6 protein-coding genes are annotated in these 7,361 nt (G+C 42.7%); 1 reads left to right on the plus strand and 5 read right to left on the minus strand.

All coding sequences use genetic code 11. The features are described 5' to 3' along the window. Positions 1 to 352: 352 nt before the first annotated feature. Genes lnt through miaB form a run of 5 tightly spaced genes read right to left on the minus strand, consistent with a single transcriptional unit; the run spans position 353 to position 5,808 of the window. Positions 353 to 1,903, minus strand: coding sequence for an apolipoprotein N-acyltransferase (gene lnt, locus H5119_RS19485; RefSeq protein ID WP_182703416.1), 1,551 nt, complete (start codon positions 1,901 to 1,903; stop codon positions 353 to 355). Continuing rightward, positions 1,884 to 2,768 (minus strand): CNNM family magnesium/cobalt transport protein CorC, encoded by an 885-nt coding sequence (corC, locus tag H5119_RS19490; RefSeq protein WP_077538399.1) that lies wholly within the window; start codon positions 2,766 to 2,768, stop codon positions 1,884 to 1,886. Before corC ends, lnt begins: the two co-directional genes overlap by 20 nt. A 22-nt stretch (positions 2,769 to 2,790) precedes the next feature. Beyond that, positions 2,791 to 3,249 (minus strand): rRNA maturation RNase YbeY, encoded by a 459-nt coding sequence (ybeY, locus tag H5119_RS19495; RefSeq protein ID WP_182703417.1) that lies wholly within the window; start codon positions 3,247 to 3,249, stop codon positions 2,791 to 2,793. Between the two features lie 4 nt (positions 3,250 to 3,253). Continuing rightward, positions 3,254 to 4,309, minus strand: coding sequence for a PhoH family protein (locus tag H5119_RS19500; protein ID WP_182703418.1), 1,056 nt, complete (start codon positions 4,307 to 4,309; stop codon positions 3,254 to 3,256). A 50-nt stretch (positions 4,310 to 4,359) separates the two neighbouring features. Further along, the gene (gene miaB, locus H5119_RS19505) at positions 4,360 to 5,808 is read right to left on the minus strand and encodes a tRNA (N6-isopentenyl adenosine(37)-C2)-methylthiotransferase MiaB (protein ID WP_024598305.1); all 1,449 of its coding nucleotides are present in this window, start codon (positions 5,806 to 5,808) and stop codon (positions 4,360 to 4,362) included. 256 nt (positions 5,809 to 6,064) lie between these two features. Between miaB and H5119_RS19510 the strand changes: the two genes are divergently transcribed. After that, a complete protein-coding gene (locus H5119_RS19510) occupies positions 6,065 to 7,234 on the plus strand; it encodes an FAD-dependent monooxygenase (protein WP_252371718.1) in 1,170 nt (389 codons plus the stop codon). The last annotated feature ends 127 nt before the right edge of the window (positions 7,235 to 7,361 follow it).

Raw genomic sequence — 7,361 nt, forward strand, 5'->3', positions numbered from 1 at the left:
TGGTTATTCCCCATAAATGGGCGATAACGTAGCATTAATGCCAAACAGGCGCTGCCCAAAGGGTTCTTCCTAGGGGCTATTTACTCTTTGTTGCTCGGTTTTTACTTAGCCCACTAGGTTACAAACCTCGCGCCGCGATTAAATAGCCCCTAGTTTGAACGAATTTTAATCCGCAAAGATCAACAGACCCTAATATTTTGGATGGCTTAAATTTAGTTTAATATAATCACACTAAAGCGGAATTACACATAGTGGTTGATAAAGCCATAGCTACATTAAAGTTATAGAAAACTGCTTATCTTGAGTGTATAAATAGCTGATAGTTAATTATTGTAAAGCTATCAGCTTTAATTCATTTCCTAAACCTAACTCCAAATCCACCAAGACCCAGCAACAACACAAATCCCCATACAAACATATTGCCGTATTGGCTGTACACGCTGTCGCCTTTTATAAGCTTAATGTTGGCTTTTAATATAGTAGCTTCAAACTGAGGCATGGTTTGTTGTGTGTGGCTTATGGGGTCGTATACGGCGCTTACCCCATTGTTGGTAACTCGCACTAGAGGGCGTTGTAGTTCGAGCGCCCGCATGCGGGCTATTTGCATATGTTGCAAAGGCCCAATAGAGTCGCCAAACCAGGCATCGTTACTGACAGTAAAGAGTAGGTCGGAGTCGCTTTTGTAATTACCGCGTACTAAGTCGGAAAATACTATTTCGTAGCAAATAGCGGGGAGTAAATTAAAGCCGTTGGCGCGCAAGTTGTTTTGCACTTTGTCGCCACGGGTAAACGACGACATAGGCAAATCGAATAATGGGGCAATAGGGCGCAAAAAGTCTTGAAACGGTACAAATTCGCCAATAGGTAATAGCTGGTGTTTTTGATAACGGTTTTTATCAAGGTAATGATAATGCCCGTGCTCGTCGCCGCGCTCTTTATTACCGACCACAATAAGCGTGTTGAATATATTTTTGGTGTCTCGCTGGTAGTCAACAATACCGGTTACAAGGGCGGTTTTATTAAACGAGGCTGCACTGTCTAAATTGGCTAGGTAGGAATCAGCAAGCATTTTTATTTCAGGCACGGCGGCTTCTGGCCATACTATTAAGTCGGCATCCCAATGTGGGCGTGTCATGTCTTGGTATTTGCTCATGGTGGTCCAAAACTCACTTGGCTCAAAGCGCAGGTGCTGCTGTATGTTCCCTTGTACGAGCAATACTGACATGTTTTTATCTGTGTAATGAATACTGCCGGTGGTGCTTGCGCCTGTAAAAATAAGCGCAACAGCTGTAGCAGTAACCGCTGGGGTTTTAAAATCTTTTTGGGTAAGTCTATACAGTGCAAAGCCAATAGCGACACAGGTAAGTGTTAAGCCAAACTCGCCAATATAAGGTGCTAATAGCCTAAGTGGTCCGTCAGTTTGTGTGTAGCCAAAACTTAACCACGGGAAACCAGTGAGCAGTGTACTACGTAAATATTCGCTAATCGCAAAACTGGCAATAAGCAGTGCACCAAAACTTTTCGGACCGCTGGCAAAGCGAGACACTAAATAAAAGGCGAGTGCTGGAAATAACGCTAAGTATGAACACAGCAAGGCCATTAACGACAGTGATGCTATAAGGGGCATGCCGCCAAAGGTAGCAATAGATACATGTACCCAGCTAATGCCTACGCCAAACCAGCCTAGGCCAAATATAAAACCATATTTAGCAGCGGTTTTTGCGTGTGCTTTACCGGTATTATTTGGGTTAACGCAAAAAATTATGGCAGCAAGGCTTAAAAATACAATAGGCCAAATTTCAAAAGGGGCATAGCCAAAAGTTAAAACAAGGCCCGCAATAAATGCGAGCCATGCTTTTTTATCTTTTGCTAGTAGGGTAAGTCTAGTTAGCAGTTTCTTCACTGTCGTTATCATCAGCCTTAGGAACGGTGACTTGCAGTTGCAAAATACGACGATTGTCGGCGTTGGTTACTTTAAATTGGTAACCTTCTATGTCAATTGTTTCACCACGACTTGGCATATGACCAAAAGCGTGCAGTACAGTGCCACCTATGGTATCTGCTTCGTCGGTGCTGTAACCTGTTTTAAAATGCTCGTTAAAGTCATCAACAGGCGTAAGTGCTTGTACAACGTGAACATGTTTAGCAAGTCGACGAATATCTTGTTGATCTTCTTCTTCGTCGTGCTCATCTTCGATTTCGCCAACAATTATTTCAAGAATATCTTCAATTGTCACTAAACCCGATACGCCGCCGTACTCATCAATTACAATCGCCATATGGTATCGTTGCTGACGAAACTCGTTAAGCAGTGTATCAACACGTTTACTTTCAGGCACTACCATAGCTGGGCGTAAATAATCACGCAGCGAAGGAAGTAGCTCGTCTTTGTTTAAGATCAGTGGTAATAGATCTTTAGCAAGTAAAATCCCTTCTACATGGTCTTTGTCTTCAATCACCACCGGAAAGCGTGAGTGAGTTGAATCGACCATCATTGGAATTAGCTCTTCAAGCGGGCTGTCGATCTCAAGAGTGATCATTTGTGAGCGCGGGACCATAATGTCTCGCACTTTAAGCTTGGAAACACCAAGCACACCTTCTATCATCTCTTTTGTTTCTGGATCGATTACGTCTCGTTCTTGCGCATCGGCAATTACTTCGACCAGCTCTTCTCTATTCTGGGGTTCCCCTTGCAACATTTGGGCTATTCTGCCCAACCACGTTTTGCCAGAAGAACCCTGGCTAGATTGCGAGTTACCGTCGCTCATTGCGTCTAATTGCTCCGTTAATTTAAATATCGTCCCGGTATGGGTCTGCTATGTTTAGCTCTGCAAGTAATTGCTTTTCGATGCTTTCCATCTCAAAAGCATCGTCACTCTTTATATGGTCAAATCCAAGTAAATGCAAGCATCCATGAATAACCATATGCGCAAAGTGATCATGAAATGACTTCTCTTGCTCAATTGCTTCAGCTAATACAATGGCTGGGCAAATAATTAAATCACCAACCAAGGGAATATCTATTCCTGGTGGTGCTTCAAATTCGAACGACAATACGTTGGTCGGTTTATTTTTACCGCGATAGTCGTTATTAAGTTGTTGCGATTGCGCTTCGTCGCTAATAACGATACAGAGTTCTGACTCGTCACGGTATTGGCTAAGGGCTTTGTCGGCCCACAGTGCAAATTGCTCTTCGCTTGGGAGGTTGTCAAACTCACAGGCTATTTGTAAATCAAGTTCGGTTGTCAAAGTATTACTCTTTTGTAGACAGTTGTTGAGCAGCAAGTGCATCTTTTGCATTTTGCTTTTCAATGCGCTTTAGTCGCTCGCTTTCGTCGTTTCGCTCGTAGGCCTCAACTATGCGTGCTACAACAGGGTGGCGTACTACGTCTTGGGCTTTAAAGTAGTTAAAGCTAATTTCGTTTACGCCATCAAGTACTTCCATTGCATGGCGAAGGCCTGAACGTGTACCACGAGGTAAATCAACCTGTGTTATATCGCCTGTAATAACCGCTTTTGAGTTAAACCCTATACGGGTTAAAAACATTTTCATTTGCTCTGCGGTGGTATTTTGGCTTTCATCTAAAATAATAAAGGCATCGTTTAAAGTGCGTCCGCGCATGTAAGCAAGCGGAGCGACTTCAATGATATTTTTTTCGATGAGTTTTTCTACTTTTTCAAACCCGAGCATTTCAAACAAAGCGTCGTAAAGCGGGCGCAGATATGGATCTATTTTTTGGCTTAAGTCACCAGGTAAAAAGCCAAGCTTTTCGCCTGCTTCTACAGCGGGGCGCGTCAATAATATGCGGCGAATTTCTTGGCGCTCTAGGGCGTCAACGGCGGCAGCAACTGCAAGGTAGGTTTTACCAGTACCAGCAGGGCCTATACCAAAGGTAATGTCGTGGTTTAAAATATTAGCCACATAAACACCTTGGTTATCGTTACGTGGTTTAATCACACCACGGCGCGTTTTAATCACCATTTCTTTGCCGTAAGCGCTGCTTGATGCGTCTTGCTCTAGGGCTTTTGATTCGGTAATAGCTAAATGAACGGCGTCGGGTTCTATTTCACCTAAAACACCACGCACTGGCTGAGTATCAACATAAAGGTTTTTTAAGATTTCTACAGCGCCGGCGCAGTTGTGTAGTTTACCGGTTACTTTAAAAAAGTTGTCACGGTGAATTATTTCAACAGCCAGGTGGCGTTCAATTTGTTTGATGTTTTCGTCAAACGGGCCACATAAAGAAGAAAGGCGTTTGTTATCGGCAGGTTCTAAATAAATCTCTAATGTTTTTAACTGATTACTCAAAATTGCTTCCTATAGTACTGCGCCAGCGTTAACTGGCGCTAATAGTGTGACTAAGGAACGAAAGTAGCTACGCCAATTTCGTTAACAGTGTCTGGTTTTGGCTCTGCAGCTGCAGCTTTAGTTAAAATAGCTGAAGGAGCGATTTCACGTCGTAAGTTCATTTCTGATTCTGTACGAATTAAGTCACCACGTAAAGAGTTAGGTAGTGCTTCGGTAATACGTACGTCAACAAACTGTCCGATCACTGTGTGCGGGCCAACAAAATTTACTACACGGTTATTCTCGGTACGGCCACGTAATTCCATTGGGTTCTTTTTAGAAGGACCTTCAACAAGTATACGTTGCTCTGTATCGAACATTTGACGGCTAATTTGCTGCGCCATTTGTGTAATACGGTTTTGTAGTAAGTATAAGCGTTCTTTTTTCTCTTGCTCTGTTACGTCATCTGGCAAATCTGCCGCTGGCGTACCTGGGCGGGCACTGTAAATAAAGCTAAAGCTCATATCAAAACCAATGTCGCTAATAAGCTTCATGGTTGCTTCAAAGTCTTCTTTACTTTCGCCTGGGAAACCAATAATGAAATCTGACGACATGCTTAAGTTAGGACGAATTTTGCGTAACTTACGAATTGTCGATTTGTATTCAATTGCCGTATGGCCACGTTTCATTAGGTTTAATATACGGTCTGAACCACTTTGTACTGGTAGGTGTAAGTGATCTACAAGCTCTGGTACATCAGCGTAAACGTCAATGATGTCTGGCGTAAATTCTACCGGGTGCGATGTGGTGTAACGAATACGGTCAATACCATCAATAGCGGCAATAAGACGAATTAAATCTGAGAAATAACATATTTCGCCATCGTGTGTGTCGCCGCGGTATGCGTTTACGTTTTGGCCTAGTAGGTTTACTTCACGTACGTTTTGCTCAGCAAGCTGTGCAATTTCTAGTAATACGTCATCTACTGGGCGGCTAACTTCTTCGCCGCGAGTATACGGTACAACACAAAAAGTACAGTATTTAGAACAACCTTCCATAATTGATACAAACGCAGATGGGCCATCCGCTTTTGGCTCTGGCAGGCGGTCAAACTTTTCAATCTCTGGGAATGAAATATCAACAACCGATGAGCCTTTATCGCCTTGCACTTGTTTAATCATTTCTGGTAAACGGTGTAGCGTTTGCGGGCCAAAAATAACATCTACAAACGGGGCGCGTTGGCGAATAGAGTCACCTTCTTGTGAGGCAACACAACCACCTACACCAATTATTAAGTCTGGCTTGTCGTCTTTTAACAACTTCCAACGGCCTAATTGGTGAAATACTTTTTCTTGTGCTTTTTCACGAATTGAACAGGTGTTGAGTAAGATTACGTCGGCATCTGTTGCATCGTCAGTTAGCTGATAGCCGTTGGTCGCATCTAAAAGTTCAGCCATTTTCTGAGAGTCGTATTCGTTCATCTGACAACCCCAGGTTTTAATATGCAGCTTTTTACTCATTGAAATATAGCCTCGTGTTCAATTCGATAGTGGCACAAAAATGTGCTTAAAACAGGATTAAGGAGCAAGCATGCTCACTTAAAGGACGCGTATTTTAGCTGGATACCCGCCCAGATCCAAGTATAGTTTTCATGTTTGTGATCTCAAATCAATACAGGGCGAGTTTAATCAGCTGTTAGGGATATCCTCTGGTATAAAACAAATTAATTTTGATACAATCAAAACAGACTCAAGTAATAATAAAATGATGAAAAACATGACCAAAAATAATGTGATAGTGGTTGGCGGGGGCATGGTTGGCGCGGCTATGGCGATAAAGTTGGCTCAGCAAGGCTTTGGCGTACGTATAATTGAAAAACACCTAATAGACCCATCGCAAATTCTTAGTAGCGATAAGGTGGATATTAGAGTGTCGGCTATTAATCGTTTTTCAGAAAATTTACTTGATGAATTAGGGGCAATGGCGCTTTTAAGGCAAAACCGCATAGCGCCTTATCAACAATTAGAAGCATTTGAGCGCGGTGGCGACAATTTGTTATTTGATTGCGCCGATATAAACACGACCCATTTAGGCCACTTGATTGAAAATAATTTAATTCAAGCGAGTTTGTGGCAGCAATTTTCACAATATAATATCGAGGTTATAGAGCAAGCTGCACCAATAGCCAAAATAGAGCAAACGGCAGATTTAATTACGCTTATTTATGACAAGCAGAGTTATACAGCCGATTTAGTGATTGCAGCCGATGGCGGGCAGTCGCAACTTCGAAGCAAAGCAAATATAGGTATGACTGGCTGGGAGTATCAGCAGCATTGCATGGGGGTGTTAATTAAACTCGATGCACCGCAACAAATTAAAACATGGCAACAGTTTACGCCAAGTGGGCCGTTAGCCTTTTTACCAATGCAGGCACCATACGCTAATTTAATTTGGTACGACGATGCCAACACACTGCAAGCGTTTAAAGGGCTAAACTCAGCTCAGTTGAAAACCCACATATTGAGTAAATTCCCTGAGCTTGCTGGGGATTTTGAAGTACAAAGCCATGCGATATTTCCGCTTACTCGACAACATGCAAACAATTATTCGCAAGGGCGCTTGGTTTTAGTGGGCGATGCGGCACATACAATTAACCCACTTGCAGGGCAGGGCGTTAATTTAGGTTTTCAGGACGTAGTGGCACTTGCTGAGGCTTTAAATGAAGCAGGAGATATAGGTTGCCCGCTAAAACTTAAAGAATACGAACGAGCTCGCCGTAGGGCTAATTTATTAATGATGAGCATGATGGATGCGTGTTACTTTGGGTTTTCTAATCAAATTACGCCACTTAAATGGGCACGTAGCCAGTTTTTAAAAATGGCTAATAATACCGGACCGATAAAAAATTGGGTTTTAAAATACGCCATTAGTGGTGAAATTGGCTAGGGTCTGTTGATCTTTCAAGGTTAAATTTGCAGCAGTCTGTTTGGTATTTAGGCAAGGCAGAGCCTATGTAGTGTGGTTATTCCCCATAAATGGGCGATAACGTAGCATTAATGCCAAACAGGCGCTG

Source organism: Pseudoalteromonas sp. SG45-5 (genome assembly GCF_014164085.1).
GTDB classification, from domain to species: Bacteria; Pseudomonadota; Gammaproteobacteria; order Enterobacterales; family Alteromonadaceae; genus Pseudoalteromonas; species Pseudoalteromonas aliena.